This is a genomic window from Knoellia sp. 3-2P3 (genome assembly GCF_029223115.1).
Classification (GTDB): Bacteria; Actinomycetota; Actinomycetes; order Actinomycetales; family Dermatophilaceae; genus Pedococcus_A.
In genome coordinates this window covers 994,765-1,007,293 of sequence record NZ_JARGZE010000001.1, presented here as the reverse complement: position 1 = coordinate 1,007,293, position 12,529 = coordinate 994,765, and the positions used below count along the sequence as shown (strand labels likewise).

Sequence of the window (12,529 nt, the reverse complement as noted above, 5' to 3'; positions counted from 1 at the left end):
GCAGACGGCCGGAAACGTGGTCGCACCACCCAGCGCCACGCCGATAGCCTGCAGCCGCATGAGCGAGCCCCTGGCGATCCCCGTCCTCACCGGCCCCACCGTGACCCTGCGCCCGCACGTGGACGCCGACCTCGGGCCGATCGTCGAGCGCTGCGCCGACCCCGACAGCATCCGGTGGACGACCGTGCCCACGCCCTACACCGAGGACATGGGTCGGGAGTACCTCGCCGAGATCATGCAGCAGTCCGAGAAGCAGATCTCCTGGGCCATCGAGCGCGAGGGTGCCTACGCGGGCACCATCGACCTGCGGGCGTGGAGCCGCGAGCCGGGACACAGCAGCGGCAACATCGGGTTCGTCACCCACCCCCGCGTGCGCGGACTCGGCGTGATGTCGGAGGCCGTGGGGCTGGTCCTCGACCACGCCTTCACCGACCTCGGGTGGGAGCTGGTGGCCTGGCAGGCCAACGTGGGCAACTACGCCAGCTACAAGGCCGCCTGGCGCAACGGCTTCCCGGTGCCGCAGCTCGTCCCGGCCCTGCTCGACCACAAGGGCCGCATGCTCGACGGCTGGCACTCGGTGCTCGAGCCCGACCTGCCTCGCGACCCCGTGGCCCCGTGGGACGAGGTGTGCGCCGTGCTGAAGGAGCACGAGCGCACGGCCCGCCGCCCCGGTTAGCCCTGGCGCTCCTCGCGCAGGTAGACCGCCGCGACCGCCAGGTCGTGGGGCGTGGTCACCTTCATGGCGCGGGAGTCGCCGGGCACGACGACGACGGGCTCGCCGAGACGTTCGACCAGCCCGGCGTCGTCGCTGGCCGACGCGCCGCCGGCGTGCGCCCGCTGGAGCAGCGTGCGCGTGAAACCCTGGGGCGTCTGCACCGCCCGGAGATGGTCACGATCGGGCGTTCCCCGCACGCGGCCGTCGCCGTCGACCGTCTTGACGGTGTCGGCGACCGGGAGTCCTGGCACCACGGCCGGGTTGCCCGCCTCGACCGCGGCGATGACCGACTCGAAGAGCTCGGCCGGCGCGAGAGCCCGGGCCGCGTCGTGCACGAGGACGACGTCGTCGTCAGGGCGCAACGCCGCCAGACCCGCGGCGACCGAGGCCGTGCGCTCGGCGCCCCCGGCCACGACGTCGACGACCTCGGGCCGGGCCGTGGCGTCGGCGACCGCCCGGGCCGCGTCGAGGTGGGTCTGCGGCGCGACCACCACCACGTGGCCGACAGCACGAACGGCGAGCGCGCGGCTCAGGGCATGCCCGAGCAGCGGCTCGCCGTTCAGTGTCACAAATGCCTTTGGCTCAGCAGCGCCGAGCCGAGTGCCCTGTCCTCCTGCAACGAGGACGACAGCGACGCTCAGGAGGCGAGGACCTCGTCGAGGATGGCCTCGGCCTTGTCCTCGTTGGTCTTCTCCGCCAGGGCCAGCTCGGAGACGAGGATCTGGCGGGCCTTGGCCAGCATGCGCTTCTCACCGGCGGACAGGCCGCGGTCCTTGTCGCGGCGCCACAGGTCGCGGACGACCTCGGCCACCTTGATGACATCGCCGGAAGCCAGCTTCTCGAGGTTCGCCTTGTAGCGGCGCGACCAGTTGGTGGGCTCCTCGGTGTGCGGAGCCCGGAGAACCTCGAAGACCTTGTCGAGCCCGTCCTGGCCGACGACGTCGCGGACGCCCACGAGATCGCAGTTCTCGGCAGGGACCTCGATGGTCAGATCACCCTGAGCCACCTTGAGCTTCAGGTAGAGCTTGTCCTCGCCCTTGATCGTGCGGGTGTTGATTTCTTCGATCAGTGCAGCCCCGTGGTGCGGGTACACGACCGTTTCGCCGACCTTGAAAACCATGTGCTGTTTTCCCCTTTCGCGACCTCCAGAATAACACGACGCGCCCTCCAGAGGAACTTGAGCCTTCGACGTTTCCGCAGGTCAGAGCCTCTTTTCGCCGGAAATTCCTCCGTGGGACGCTCTTGACAGACGCGGCTGTGTCGTGCAACGCGCACGGGTGCGCGTTGCGAATGCGGTCCCCGGTACGCTGTCACCCGTGATGCGCCGAACCCTTTCTCCTGCCCGTGTCGCCCGCCGTCTCGTGCCCTTGGCAGCTGCCGCGGCCGCGCTCGGGCTGGCCGGGTGCCAGGTGACCAACCCGATCCAGACCGACGAGCCGTACATCCCCGGCGACGGCGTGCCGGTCGACCTCGAGCAGGTGCAGATCCGCAACCTCGTGGTCGTCTCGGAGACCGAGGGCGGCGCGGGCACGCTCTCGGGTCATGTGGTCAACCGTGCCGGCGAGCCGGTGACCGTCACCTTCGCCGGCGAGGGGGGCGCGAACGCGAGCATCCAGGTGCCGGCCTACGCCGACGAGTCCCTGTCCACACAGACCCCGGTCACGCTGACCCCCGTGACGGCCAAGCCGGGTGCGGTGGCCACGCTGCAGGTGAGCACCCAGGCCGCCGGCAGCAACATCGTGGAGGTGCCGGTGGTCACGCCCGAGGGCTACTACGAGACCCTCGCCCCCTGACCGTCCCCTCCCCAGCCCGGTCGGCCTCGGTTCAGTCGGACTCGAACTTGTAGCCCAGACCGCGCACGGTCACGATGTGGCGCGGGTTCCCGGGGTCCGGCTCGATCTTGGCCCGCAGCCGCTTCACGTGGACGTCGAGGGTCTTGGTGTCGCCGACGTAGTCGCTGCCCCAGACCCGGTCGATGAGCTGCATCCGGGTCAGCACCCGGCCGGTGTTGCGCAGCAGCATCTCCAGCAGCTCGAACTCCTTCAGCGGCATGGAGGCCTGCTCGCCGTTGACCGTCACCACGTGGCGCTCGACGTCCATCCGCACCGGCCCGGCCTCCAGCGTCGCCGGCAGCAGCTCCTCGGGCTCGGCACGCCGGCGCAGGACCGCCTTGATCCGGGCCAGCAGCTCGCGGGACGAGTACGGCTTGGTGACGTAGTCGTCGGCGCCGATCTCCAGGCCGACGACCTTGTCGATCTCGCTGTCCTTCGCGGTGAGCATGATGACCGGCACGCTCGAGCGCTGTCGAAGCGCACGGCACACGTCCGTGCCGCTGAGCCCCGGGAGCATCAGGTCGAGCAGCACCAGGTCCGCGCCGGCGCGGTCGAACTCCTCGAGCGCCTCCGTGCCGGTCTCTGCGACCGAGACCTCGTAGCCCTCCTTCTTCAGCAGGTAGGACAGCGGGTCGGAGTACGAGACCTCGTCCTCCACCACCAGGATGCGGGTCATTCGGCGGCCTCTCGTTGCGGGTCGTGGGTCGAGCCGTTCTCCCCGGAGCGGTCGGCTGCCGCGGGGAGGCGGATGGTGAAGGTGGAGCCGCGGCCCTCCCGGCTCCAGACGGTGACGTCACCGCCGTGGTTGGCGCAGATGTGCTTGACGATCGCCAGGCCGAGCCCGGTGCCACCGGTCGTCCGCGACCGTGCCGCGTCCACGCGGTAGAAACGCTCGAAGATCCGGCCCTGCTCGCTCTCGGGGATGCCGTGCCCGCGGTCGGCCACGCTGATCTCGACGGCGTCCCCGGCCCGGCGGACCCCCACCGCCACCCGGGTCCCCTCGTCGGAGTAGGCGATGGCGTTGCCGATCAGGTTGCGCACCGCGGTGACCAGCAGCTCCTCGTCGCCGAAGACCTTCAGGTCGGGCTCGGCGGCCTCGGCCAGCTCGATCTGACGGGCGTCGGCCTCCACCCGCGAGCGCTCGAGCGCCTCGTGCACGGCGGAGCTGATGTCGACCAGGCGGGGCTCGTGCAGCACGTCGGCGACCTGCAGGCGCGAGAGGTCGACGATCTCCTTGACCAGGTGGCTCAGCCGGGCCGCCTCGACCTGCATGCGCCGCGCGAACCGCTCCACCGCCTCGGGGTCGTCCTTGGCATCGGCCACCGCCTCGGCCAGCAGCCCGATCCCGCCCACGGGGGTCTTCAGCTCGTGGCTGACGTTGACCACGAAGTCACGCCTGACCTCCTCGAGGCGGTGCGCCTCGCTGCGGTCGTCGAGCAGCAGGAGCACCTGGCTGCTGCCCAGCGGCGCCACCCGAGCCTGCATGAAGACGCGCCCGCGGCCGAGCGGCCCGCGCGACAGCTCGAGCTCGGCCTCGCGGATCACCCCGTCACGGCGCACCTGCCTGGCCAGCTCCCGCAGCTCGGCGTGCGCGAGCTCCTGCCCGCGGACCAGCCCGTAGGACACCGCGGCCGGCGAGGTGGTGATCACGGCGTCGGAGGAGTCGACGACGATGGCGCTCGAGCGGAGCACCGCGAGCACGTCGCCGACGCCTGCGGGCAGTGCCGGCGGCTGTTCCGGCTCGGGCACCTCGTGCATCTGCCGCTCGGAGTAGCGCACGGCGAGCACGGCGAACACCCCGATGACGAGTCCGGCGAAGCCGGACAGCACGGCGGCGGTTCCCACGTCCACGAGACTCAATGTACGCACAGAAAACGGCATCAATGAGCACGGCGGGCTGTCCCCCGCTCCGGGGTTCCCTTATGTTCATCTCGGGGCCCCCACACGTTCACAGCCCCGTGCCACCCTCGCACCGACGAACCCCGGCTGCCACCACCTGGCGACGACCCTGCGACCCAAGGACGACAAGCACCCATGCGCCACGCGTTCCACGAGGACCTCGACAAGATCTCCGACCAGCTCGTCGAGATGACCAGGCTGGTCGGCTCCGCCATGTCGCGCGCCACCACCGCTCTGCTGGATGCCGACATCCAGCTGGCCCAGACGGTCATCGACGGCGACAAGGCCGTCGACGCGATGCGCGAGGCGATCGACGAGCTCGCCATCGACCTGCTCGCCCGGCAGAACCCCGTCGCCACCGACCTGCGCATCATCGTCACGGGCATGCGGATGAGCTCCGACCTCGAGCGCATGGGCGACCTGGCCCGCCACATCGCCAAGGTGGCGCGCCTGCGCTACCCGGACACGGCCGTGCCCGCGGAGGTGCGCTCCGAGATCGTGCAGATGGGCAACGTCGCCGGCGAGATCGTCGCCAAGGCCGGCTCGGTGATCGCGTCGAAGGACGTCAAGGCCGCTGCGGAGCTCGACCGCGACGACGACGCCATGGACGACCTGCACCGCGAGCTGCTGAACCGGCTCATGGAGGGTCCGTGGAAGTACGGCGTGCAGTCCGCCGTCGACCTCGCCCTGATCAGCCGCTACTACGAGCGCTTCGCCGACTGGGCGGTCACTGTCAGCCACCGCGTCATCTACCTCGTCACCGGCGAGTGGGACGAGGGGATCACGAGCATGGACCACGAGGAGCAGGAGGACGACGCGACCGACTGACCCGGTCGCCCTTCGCCACCTCGCAGAGGTGGACAGGCCCGGTATGCCGTGTGCACGGCATACCGGGCCTGTCGCGTGTTCCGGGAAAGGCGCGGCGCGCTCTCAACCTCCGCCATGCTTGCCGGCGTCTCTCCAGTCACAGGGACCACACCGGCGGGAAGGCAGCGGATGGATGCGGGAGCGGAAGAGGAGTTCCGCCGGTTCGTGCAGGCGCGGTGGCCCGCGCTGGTGCGGACCGCCTACCTCCTCACGGGTGACCGCGGTCGCGCCGAGGACCTGGTGCAGCAGACGCTGGTGAAGGTGCACCGGCGCTGGCCGCACATCGCGAGCGCGGAGTCTCCCTACGCGTACACCCGGGCGGCGCTCGTCAACGAGTCCACCTCGTGGTGGCGGCGGCGCCGGGTCGCGGAGACCCTGGGCGAGATCCCGGCCCACGTCGACCGCGCCCCGTCCGACGGGTTCGGGGCTGTGGACACGCGGGACGAGCTCGCCCGGGCCGTGCTCCAGCTCCCGCCGCGGATGCGGGCCGTGATCGTGCTGCGCTACTTCGACGACCTGTCCGAGGCCGAGACGGCGTCGGCCCTCGGCATGTCGGCCGGCTCCGTGAAGAGCCAGGCCTCGCGTGGCCTGGCCCGGCTGCGCACGGTGCTCACCGAGACCCGCAGCCTGGGCGAGAGGAGCCTGTCATGAGCATCGAGAGCCAGCTGCGCGAGGCCCTCGCGGCCCGCGCCGACGAGGTCGCGGTGGGCGCCGACGACCCCTACGAGCGGGTGGCCGGAGCCATCGCGGCCAGCCGGCGCCGTCGCCGCGGCGTCGCTGCTGGTGCCGTGGCCGTGGTGGCGGCCGTCGCGGTGGCCGTGCCGCTGCTCGGTCAGGGGCAGGACCGCACGGCGCCCCCGGCGAGGGACAACCAGACCGTCGCCGCGGTCCCGACGGACCCGGCACTCTGGAAGTCTATGCGGACGTGGCCGACGCGCGGCGGACTCGCCCGCGACACCGCCTTCGTGGAGGCGGCCTCGAAAGCGGTCGCACCGGAGGGCAACGCGCTCTACGCCGAGGACCTGACGCGCAACCGCGTCGTCGTCTTCTGGGTGCCGACGGCGGACCCGGGCATGCCCGCAGGCATGCTCAGGGTCGCCTCCGGCCCGCGCGGCGCCTCGGCCGACCAGCTCGCGACGCAGCACGAGGCGCCCGCAGCATCGGCGGACGCCGTCGTCTTCCGCGAGGGGGCGGACGGGGGCGGCCGGCTCGTCCTGCTGACCCGGCCCAGCGAGCGCGAGGCGCAGCTGTCCGACGGGGTGGAGATCAGCCCCGACGGCACCGTCTCGCGGACCTGGCAGCCACTGCGCCTGACCGGCGGCCTGGGCACGGCCCAGCCCCGGGCACCCCTGTCGCTCAACCGCGTGCAGGTGGCGGGGTACGACGGCCCGGTCACCCTCGCGGCGGGCACCGTGCCCACGGGGCAGCCGCTGCCCGAGGGGGCGGGGATCTGCATGGACTGCGCTGGCGAGGTGTTCCGGCAGCGCGCTGAGCAGGGGGTGAGCGAGTCGGTGGCCCAGCGCCTCGGGCTGGCCGCCGACCAGGTGGCCACGACCACGCGCTACTCGGGCCCGGTCGACGCCGCGGCGGCGGGGGCGTCGGGAGTCACCGACGCCACGGCGGCCGGCGCGAGCCACACCCTCTACGTCGGCGACACCACCGTTCCCGGCGGCGGCATCCTGCGCTCGGTGATCCTGGTGTCGTCGTTCGCCGGCGGCTCCGGCTCCGCGACCGAGCTCGCCAGCGCCGTGCCGATCGACGCCTCCACGGCAGCGAACCGGCCGGTGGTCGTCGGAGGCCTCCGCGCCCCGGGCTCCGGCGCGGTGCTCGAGATCTTCGCCCCGGGTGCGGGTTCGGTGGCGCTGGTGTCGTCGGCACCCAGCCTGTGGCCGGACGCCGGCGCGGTGCTCAGCGCGGGCCGGGCGCGGGTCGACCTCGCCGACGCGGAGTTCAGGCAGCACTACTCCGTCGAGCCCTTCGACGCGTCGGGCCGGTCGCAGGGCACGTTCCCGATCGAGCTGCCGAACGCCGGCGACCCGTTCGACGTCCAGCCCGGCGGGTAGCCGCCGGACCCCCGGACCCCCGCCGCGGGAAGACGAGCAGGCCCGGTGTGCCGCGTGGGCGGCATACCGGGCCTGTCCCGTTGTGGGGGTGGGCGCCTCAGCGGCGCTGGCCCTGGGCGGCCACCGCGGCGGCGGCCTCGGCGGCGGCCTCAGGGTCGAGGTACTCGCCGGGCTTGGTCGGCATGAAGTCCTCGCCGAGGGTGTAGACCAGCGGCTGGCCGGTCGGGATGTTCAGCGCCGCGATGTCCTCGTCGCTGATGCCGTCGAGGTGCTTGACCAGGCCGCGCAGGCTGTTTCCGTGGGCGACGACGAGCACGGTCTGGCCGGTGCGCAGGTCGTCCTGCAGCGGGCCCTCCCAGTAGGGCATGAACCGGGCGATGACGTCCTTGAGGCACTCGGTGCGCGGCACCTCGATGCCGGCGTAGCGCGGGTCGCCGGACTGGTCGTACTCGGCGCCGACCTCGATGGGCGGCGGCGGGGTGTCGAACGAGCGGCGCCACAGCATGAACTGCTCGTCGCCGTACTTCTCGCGCGTCGCCGCCTTGTCGAGGCCCTGTAGCGCGCCGTAGTGCCGCTCGTTGAGACGCCAGTCGCGGCGCACCGGGATCCAGTGGCGGTCACAGGCGTCGAGGGCGAGGTTGGCCGTGTTGATGGCCCGGCGCAGCACCGACGTGTGCACGATGTCCGGCAGGACGCCCTTCTCCTTGAGCAGCTCGCCGCCGCGGACCGCCTCGGCGCGGCCCTGGTCGTTGAGGTCGACGTCGACCCAGCCGGTGAACAGGTTCTTGGCGTTCCAGTCGGAGTGCCCGTGGCGCAGCAGGACGAGGGTGTATGCCGTCATGGCGCCAAGGCTAGCGGGGCCCCTCAGTCCTCGAGCAGGTGCCGGAAGGCCTCGAGGTTGCGGGTGGACTCGCCGCGCGAGACGCGCCAGGCCCACTCCTTCTTCATGGAGCTGAGGAAGCCGATGGCGAGCAGCTCGTTGAAGTGCGCGTCGGCGGCCTGCAGCAGGGCGCCGAGCAGCTGGTCGAGGTAGTGGGCGTCGACACCGGCGGCCGGGACGCGCCCGGTGACGTAGACGTCGCCGGACGTGTCGATGGCGTAGGCAAGGCCGGGCAGCCGCAGGTTCTTGCGGAGCAGGTAGCGGTAGAACTCCTCGTGGTTCTCGTCCGGGTTGCGGATGACGAACGCCGAGACCGAGAGCGTCGACTCGGTGACGACCAGCGAGGCCACGGTCTTGAGCTTCTTCTCGCCGGGGAGGGTCACCACGAACTCGCCCTCGCGCGCGCCCTGCTCCCACGGGATGTCCGACTCGGCGAGGTGGTCCTCGACGACCTGCGCCAGGGAGGCTGCGGTGGTCACGGGACCACCGCCGCGGGGATGCCGTGCAGGGCGGCGGCGTCACCGATGGGCGACGGCGTCCGTTCCCGGCAGGCCTGGTGGTAGACGTCGAGGAGGCGGTCGGTGGTGCGCTCCCAGCCGAACTGCCCGGCGTGGCGCACGGCCCGCTCGGAGAGCTCGGCGCGCCGACCCGGGTCGAGCAGCAGGGCCTCGAGGTTGTCCGCCCAGCGCCGCGGGTCGTGGCCGTCGACGAGCACCCCCGCGTCGCCGACAGCCGTCGGCAGGCCACCCACGTCGGCCGCGACGACCGGCGTGCCGCACGCCTGCGCCTCGACGGCGACGAGGCCGAACGACTCGCTGTGCGAGGGCACCGCGACGAGGTCGGCGGCGCGGTACCACCGGGCCAGCTCGGCTCGCGGCACGGGCTTGACGAACCGCACGTCGGCGGCGATCCCCAGGTCGCGGGCGAGGTCCTCGAGTGAGTGCGGGTGGGCCAGGCCGGAGCCGCTCGGGCCGCCCAGGACGGCCACGACGAGCTGGCCGCGCCACTGCGGGTGGCGTGCGAGCAGCTCGGCTGCCGCCTTGACGAGCACCTCGGGCGCCTTCAGCGGCTGGATGCGCCCGACGAACAGGAGAACCTTGGCGTCCTGGGGCAGGCCCACCCGGGCCCGTGCCTCGCGCTGGTCGCCGGGGGTGAAGAGCGACAGGTCCACCCCGGGCGGGACGACGACGACCTTGTCGGGGTCGGCGCCGTAGAGGCCGACCAGCTCGTCGGCCTCCTTGTCGGTGTTCGCGATGAGGCGGTCGGCGGCCTCGACCACCTGTGCCTCCCCGATCTCGCGCCCCGGCGGCTCGGGGCTGTCTCCCTCGGCGAGGTGGGCGTTCTTGACCCGCGCCATGGTGTGCATGGTGTGCACGAGCGGCACGTGCCAGCGGTCGTGCGCGAGCCACCCCACCTGGCCGGAGAGCCAGTAGTGGGAGTGCACCAGGTCGTAGTAGCCCTCGGGGGCGTGGGCAGCCGTGCGCATGACACCGGCGGCGAAGGCGCAGAGCTGGCCGGGCAGGTCCTCCTTGCCCAGGCCCTCGTAGGGGCCCGCGGGGACGTGCCGCACCAGCACCCCGGGAGTCAGCTCCACCACGGGGTCGAGCTCTGCGGTGGTGGTGCGGGTGAAGACCTCCACCTCGACGCCGCGGCGGGCGAGCTGGCGGGCGACCTCGACGACGTAGACGTTCAGTCCCCCGGCGTCGCCGGTGCCCGGCTGCTCGAGGGGCGAGGTGTGCACGCTGAGCATGGCGACCCGGCCGAGGGTGTCACACAGGGGCATCTCCCGATTGTCCCACGGGAGCGGGGGCCGGCCTGCCGCCTGCGCCTGCGTCATGGGTCACTGCGGGCATGGGTGGCTGCGGGCATGAGTCACTGTGGGCGCGGGTCGGGACGCGACGACACCGTCAGGACCGCGGCCTGCGACCAGACGTGCACGTCGAGGCGACCGGTCGATCGCTGGTCCACCCCACGGACCACACCCGCCGGCCCGATCGCGACGTCCGTGCCCAGCACCGTGGTGAAGGCGGGGTCGCTGCGGCCGGTGTCCGCCGGGAGCCAGTAGGCGTTGCGGCGCAGGTTGCGGAACGGCAGCACAGGCGGCAGGCCGGTCGTCGCGGGCTTGTGGGCGAGGTGGACCACGACACCACTTGCCTGCGGCACGCTCACGCCGACGCGCACCACCGGCCCGGCGAGCTCGATGCGCAGCTCCATCGGCAGGCTCACCTCCCCGTCGGAGACCTCGCCGAGGTAGGTCGCCCGACCGGGGAGGAAGCGCAGGTCGGTGATGCGCACGTGGTTGTACTCGCGCTCGATCTTCTCCGTCGTGTCGTTGCCGCTGCCCTCGACGGTCCCGACGACGGCGGAGACGAGCGACCCGCGCAGCACCGTCTCGCTGAGGATGTCGTCGCCGTGGCTGAGCCGCAGCCCCGAGTCGTAGAGCGAGGCGGTGACGCCGCCGCCCAGCGTCGCGATGCCGCGGGCCTGCTCGTCGATCTGCAGCATCCCGGGCTCGACATCGGCCATGCCGCTGTCGCGGCCGAGCCAGCCGGGAACCCACGAGCTGAGGCCGAGGGCCGCGAGCGCGCTCAGGGACAGCACGAGCGCGAGCATGCTCTTGCTGACGTCACGCTTGGGCCGGGCCACGGTCCAACCCTAGGACCGGGACCCGCCATCAGCAGGGCGCCCCGTACCCTGCGGGCGTGGCGAGGCAGCGGCCGGTGGGCACCATCACCCGCGGCACCACCAACCCCAACCGCCTGCGCCGGGTCGACCGGTGGCTCGCGGGGCCGCAGGCCTGGCGGCTGCGCCGGCACCGGCACGCCCCGGTGGTCGTCGACCTCGGCTACGGCGCCTCACCGGTGACCGCCGTCGAGCTCCACGACCGGCTGCGCCGGGTGAGACCCGACGTGCAGGTCGTCGGCATCGAGATCGACCCCGAGCGGGTGGCGGCTGCGCGGCCACTCACGCGACCGGGGCTCCGCTTCGGGCTCGGCGGCTTCGAGGTGCCTCTCGAGGCGGGCGCCCGGCCCACGGTGGTGCGCGCCTTCAACGTGCTGCGGCAGTACGACGAGGCTGACGTGCACGCCGCCTGGGCCCAGGTGCAGGCGCGGCTGGCCGACGACGGGCTCCTCGTCGACGGCACCTGTGACGAGCTGGGGCGCCGCAGCACGTGGGTCGCGGTCGACCGCTCAGGCCCGCGCTCGCTGACCCTCTCGTGGCGGCTGCGCGGCCTCGAAGCGCCGTCCGAGATAGCCGAGCGGCTGCCGAAGGCGCTGATCCACCGCAACGTCGAGGGCGAGGGCGTGCACGGCTACCTGGCCGCGCTCGACCGGGCCTGGGCCCACAGCGCTCACCACGGCTCGTTCGGGGTGCGGCAGCGCTTCCTCGCCATGGCGAACGTGCTGCGCGAGGAGGGCTGGCCGCTGCTCGACGGCCCGAGCCGCTGGCGGCTCGGGGAGCTCACCGTCGCCTGGGACGCGGTCGAGCCCGGGGGTCAGCGGGCGTAGTCGTCCTCGAGGCGCACGATGTCCGCCTCGTCGAAGTCGCCGAAGGCGATCTCGAGCAGCCGGCCGGGCTGGTCGCTCTTGTTGGCCATGCGGTGCACGGTGTGCGCCGGGACCCAGACCGTCTCGCCGGGCTCGGCCGCCCAGGTGCGCTCCCCCACGGTGACCTCGATCGGCACGTCGAGGACCTGCCACATCTCGCCGCGGTGCTCGTGCGTCTGCAGCGACAGGCGGTGCCCCGGCTCGACGGTGATGACCTTGACGGTCACCGGCTCGTTCGAGACGAACTGCTGGAACTGCCCCCACGGGCGCTCGACGGTGAAGATCTCCCCGCGCGGGTCCTGACGGTCAGACATGACTCCCCTTGATGGCCGGTGCGGCAACGGCCGCTGATTGTGCCCGATGTCCCCGCCGGGCCTCACCACGGGCCGTAGGGGCCCTGGGACGAGCCACGCCCGCGGCCGCTCACCTGCTGCAGCGCCGGGCGCACGTCGGCGAGGTAGATGCCGGCGCCGACGACTGCGAGGATGCCGAAGAGGTTGAGCGGTGAGAAGAAGGTGACGAAGCCCACCAGCGCGCTGACCCCGGTGACGATCAGCCAGAACTGCTTGGTGCGCTTGCCCGCAGCGACATAGGCGTCCGGGCGGTGGCGCAGGGCGTCGACGAACGCGAACACCTCGAGGGCCAGGGCGGCGAGGCCGAGGAGGAGCGCCACGGTGCTCTGCGCGGAGCCGATGAAGTTCATACGGCAAAGCCTACGGTGTCAG

General features: G+C 72.5%; 16 protein-coding genes. 6 read left to right on the top strand and 10 right to left on the bottom strand.

Annotated features, from left to right (window positions below):
* Positions 1-58 precede the first annotated feature (58 nt).
* Positions 59-676 (top strand): GNAT family N-acetyltransferase, encoded by a 618-nt coding sequence (locus tag P0Y31_RS04880; RefSeq protein WP_275866916.1) that lies wholly within the window; start codon positions 59-61, stop codon positions 674-676.
* Here P0Y31_RS04880 and ispD read toward each other — a convergent pair.
* Both ispD and P0Y31_RS04870 read right to left on the bottom strand, forming a co-directional pair.
* Entirely contained in the window at positions 673-1,356 is a 684-nt protein-coding gene (gene ispD, locus P0Y31_RS04875) for a 2-C-methyl-D-erythritol 4-phosphate cytidylyltransferase (RefSeq protein ID WP_275867111.1), read from the bottom strand. The genes P0Y31_RS04880 and ispD overlap by 4 nt on opposite strands.
* The gene (locus P0Y31_RS04870) at positions 1,353-1,835 is read right to left on the bottom strand and encodes a CarD family transcriptional regulator (protein WP_091758412.1); all 483 of its coding nucleotides are present in this window, start codon (positions 1,833-1,835) and stop codon (positions 1,353-1,355) included. The genes ispD and P0Y31_RS04870 overlap by 4 nt, the downstream gene beginning before the upstream one ends.
* Positions 1,836-2,031: 196 nt before the next feature.
* On the opposite strand from P0Y31_RS04870, the gene P0Y31_RS04865 reads away from it, so the two are divergent.
* Positions 2,032-2,508 carry a hypothetical protein gene (locus P0Y31_RS04865; RefSeq protein WP_275866915.1) on the top strand — a complete coding sequence of 159 codons (477 nt, stop codon included), beginning with the start codon at positions 2,032-2,034 and terminating at the stop codon, positions 2,506-2,508.
* Between the two features lie 31 nt (positions 2,509-2,539).
* Here P0Y31_RS04865 and P0Y31_RS04860 read toward each other — a convergent pair whose 3' ends face one another.
* Positions 2,540-3,223 carry a response regulator transcription factor gene (locus P0Y31_RS04860; protein ID WP_275866914.1) on the bottom strand — a complete coding sequence of 228 codons (684 nt, stop codon included), beginning with the start codon at positions 3,221-3,223 and terminating at the stop codon, positions 2,540-2,542.
* Positions 3,220-4,398, bottom strand: a complete 1,179-nt coding sequence (locus tag P0Y31_RS04855; protein ID WP_275866913.1) for an ATP-binding protein — start codon at positions 4,396-4,398, stop codon at positions 3,220-3,222. Before P0Y31_RS04855 ends, P0Y31_RS04860 begins: the two co-directional genes overlap by 4 nt.
* Before the next feature lie 183 nt (positions 4,399-4,581).
* Between P0Y31_RS04855 and phoU the strand changes: the two genes are divergently transcribed.
* The 3 genes from phoU to P0Y31_RS04840 all read left to right on the top strand — a co-directional run bounded on the left by phoU (position 4,582) and on the right by P0Y31_RS04840 (position 7,376).
* Entirely contained in the window at positions 4,582-5,274 is a 693-nt protein-coding gene (gene phoU, locus P0Y31_RS04850) for a phosphate signaling complex protein PhoU (RefSeq protein ID WP_275806717.1), read from the top strand.
* A 168-nt stretch (positions 5,275-5,442) separates the two neighbouring features.
* On the top strand, positions 5,443-5,964 hold the full coding sequence (locus P0Y31_RS04845) for a SigE family RNA polymerase sigma factor (RefSeq protein WP_275866912.1): 522 nt from the start codon (positions 5,443-5,445) through the stop codon (positions 5,962-5,964).
* A complete protein-coding gene (locus tag P0Y31_RS04840) occupies positions 5,961-7,376 on the top strand; it encodes a hypothetical protein (RefSeq protein WP_275866911.1) in 1,416 nt (471 codons plus the stop codon). The genes P0Y31_RS04845 and P0Y31_RS04840 overlap by 4 nt, the downstream gene beginning before the upstream one ends.
* 97 nt (positions 7,377-7,473) lie before the next feature.
* Here P0Y31_RS04840 and P0Y31_RS04835 read toward each other — a convergent pair whose 3' ends face one another.
* The 4 genes from P0Y31_RS04835 to P0Y31_RS04820 all read right to left on the bottom strand — a co-directional run bounded on the left by P0Y31_RS04835 (position 7,474) and on the right by P0Y31_RS04820 (position 10,902).
* Positions 7,474-8,217, bottom strand: a complete 744-nt coding sequence (locus tag P0Y31_RS04835; protein ID WP_275866910.1) for a phosphoglyceromutase — start codon at positions 8,215-8,217, stop codon at positions 7,474-7,476.
* Between the two features lie 23 nt (positions 8,218-8,240).
* Positions 8,241-8,735 carry a YbjN domain-containing protein gene (locus P0Y31_RS04830; protein ID WP_275866909.1) on the bottom strand — a complete coding sequence of 165 codons (495 nt, stop codon included), beginning with the start codon at positions 8,733-8,735 and terminating at the stop codon, positions 8,241-8,243.
* Positions 8,732-10,039, bottom strand: coding sequence for a D-inositol-3-phosphate glycosyltransferase (mshA, locus tag P0Y31_RS04825; RefSeq protein WP_275866908.1), 1,308 nt, complete (start codon positions 10,037-10,039; stop codon positions 8,732-8,734). Before mshA ends, P0Y31_RS04830 begins: the two co-directional genes overlap by 4 nt.
* Positions 10,040-10,128: 89 nt before the next feature.
* The gene (locus P0Y31_RS04820) at positions 10,129-10,902 is read right to left on the bottom strand and encodes a hypothetical protein (protein ID WP_275866907.1); all 774 of its coding nucleotides are present in this window, start codon (positions 10,900-10,902) and stop codon (positions 10,129-10,131) included.
* Positions 10,903-10,958: 56 nt separating this feature from the next.
* Between P0Y31_RS04820 and P0Y31_RS04815 the strand changes: the two genes are divergently transcribed.
* Positions 10,959-11,765 (top strand): class I SAM-dependent methyltransferase, encoded by an 807-nt coding sequence (locus P0Y31_RS04815; protein ID WP_275866906.1) that lies wholly within the window; start codon positions 10,959-10,961, stop codon positions 11,763-11,765.
* Here P0Y31_RS04815 and P0Y31_RS04810 read toward each other — a convergent pair.
* Together P0Y31_RS04810 and P0Y31_RS04805 are read right to left on the bottom strand one after the other, a co-directional pair.
* Positions 11,753-12,118 carry a phosphomannose isomerase type II C-terminal cupin domain gene (locus P0Y31_RS04810; RefSeq protein ID WP_275806692.1) on the bottom strand — a complete coding sequence of 122 codons (366 nt, stop codon included), beginning with the start codon at positions 12,116-12,118 and terminating at the stop codon, positions 11,753-11,755. The two genes, P0Y31_RS04815 and P0Y31_RS04810, sit on opposite strands and share 13 nt — an antisense overlap.
* A gap of 62 nt (positions 12,119-12,180) precedes the next feature.
* On the bottom strand, positions 12,181-12,507 hold the full coding sequence (locus tag P0Y31_RS04805) for a DUF2516 family protein (RefSeq protein WP_275866905.1): 327 nt from the start codon (positions 12,505-12,507) through the stop codon (positions 12,181-12,183).
* Positions 12,508-12,529 lie beyond the last annotated feature (22 nt).

Coding starts and splice junctions, on each gene's coding strand:
- P0Y31_RS04880 (WP_275866916.1), top strand. CDS start 59: ATGAGCGAGCCCCTGGCGATCCCCGTCCTCACCGGCCCCACCGTGACC.
- P0Y31_RS04870 (WP_091758412.1), bottom strand. CDS start 1,835: ATGGTTTTCAAGGTCGGCGAAACGGTCGTGTACCCGCACCACGGGGCT.
- phoU (WP_275806717.1), top strand. CDS start 4,582: ATGCGCCACGCGTTCCACGAGGACCTCGACAAGATCTCCGACCAGCTC.
- P0Y31_RS04860 (WP_275866914.1), bottom strand. CDS start 3,223: ATGACCCGCATCCTGGTGGTGGAGGACGAGGTCTCGTACTCCGACCCG.
- P0Y31_RS04845 (WP_275866912.1), top strand. CDS start 5,443: ATGGATGCGGGAGCGGAAGAGGAGTTCCGCCGGTTCGTGCAGGCGCGG.
- P0Y31_RS04810 (WP_275806692.1), bottom strand. CDS start 12,118: ATGTCTGACCGTCAGGACCCGCGCGGGGAGATCTTCACCGTCGAGCGC.
- P0Y31_RS04835 (WP_275866910.1), bottom strand. CDS start 8,217: ATGACGGCATACACCCTCGTCCTGCTGCGCCACGGGCACTCCGACTGG.
- P0Y31_RS04805 (WP_275866905.1), bottom strand. CDS start 12,507: ATGAACTTCATCGGCTCCGCGCAGAGCACCGTGGCGCTCCTCCTCGGC.
- mshA (WP_275866908.1), bottom strand. CDS start 10,039: ATGCCCCTGTGTGACACCCTCGGCCGGGTCGCCATGCTCAGCGTGCAC.
- P0Y31_RS04840 (WP_275866911.1), top strand. CDS start 5,961: ATGAGCATCGAGAGCCAGCTGCGCGAGGCCCTCGCGGCCCGCGCCGAC.